The sequence below is a fragment of the Corynebacterium sp. HMSC070E08 genome (assembly GCF_001808895.1).
GTDB classification, from domain to species: Bacteria; Actinomycetota; Actinomycetes; order Mycobacteriales; family Mycobacteriaceae; genus Corynebacterium; species Corynebacterium hiratae.
In genome coordinates, this window is sequence record NZ_KV794758.1 from 1 (window position 1) to 725 (window position 725).

Genomic DNA, 725 nt, shown 5'->3' on the forward strand with positions numbered 1-725 from the left:
GGATCGCCGATATGCCCGCGTGCCTTGATGTGGTCTGCGGGTGGCAGTGTTGTCGCTGGTGGTTAGCTGTTTCCTTTCTGCCGTTGCTGCGTGTGGTGGCTGTGGGTGTTAGCTGCTGTCGGGTGGTTCCTCTGGTGGTTGTCCTGCTTGTTCGGTGTTGAGTCTGGCGACTGCTTCCTGGTATTCGGGCATCGCGGTTATCGGTGTTCCCCAGGGTGGGATGAAACTAACCCCGGTATTCAGCCGGTACATGTAGCCGCGCCCGGTGGGTTTTAAAGGGTCATCATCGTTAATACCGTTGTGGTAGGCGCACAGGAAGGTCAGGTTCTTAATGTTGGTGTAGCCGCCTGCTTGCCAGGGGATGAGGTGATGGATTTGGCAGTAATCAGCTGGCTTATTACACCCAGGTCTTGAACAGGTGTGGAATTCGGCGTGCAGGGTAAGGCGTTGGTTGAAGTTTGCTCCGCGTTCTAGCCGCCAGGTGTTAATAGGCCCTTCGACAGGGTGGACGATGGTGGCGTAGCCGATTTCGGCAAACTTGTGGGTGAGAAACTCAGCGCCTGTCATGCGCCCACCGTTGGTGAGGTTGAGTTCGATCTCGTCCCCGTCACCGTTGATGATTTGATCCAACTCGTTCAGGGTGACGATGACTTGGGTGCGCACGGAAGGCTTAGTGCCGGCTGTTTCTTGGTTGAAGAAGACGTCGTTGGCGGCTTGAAGCAGGT

At 56.1% G+C, this 725-nt stretch carries 1 protein-coding gene; it reads right to left on the minus strand.

The window, feature by feature from the left end; translation table 11 throughout:
- Positions 1-108: 108 nt before the first annotated feature.
- Positions 109-725 (minus strand): HNH endonuclease signature motif containing protein (locus HMPREF2526_RS06490; RefSeq protein ID WP_148139547.1); only part of this gene is annotated, 617 nt, incomplete at its 5' end.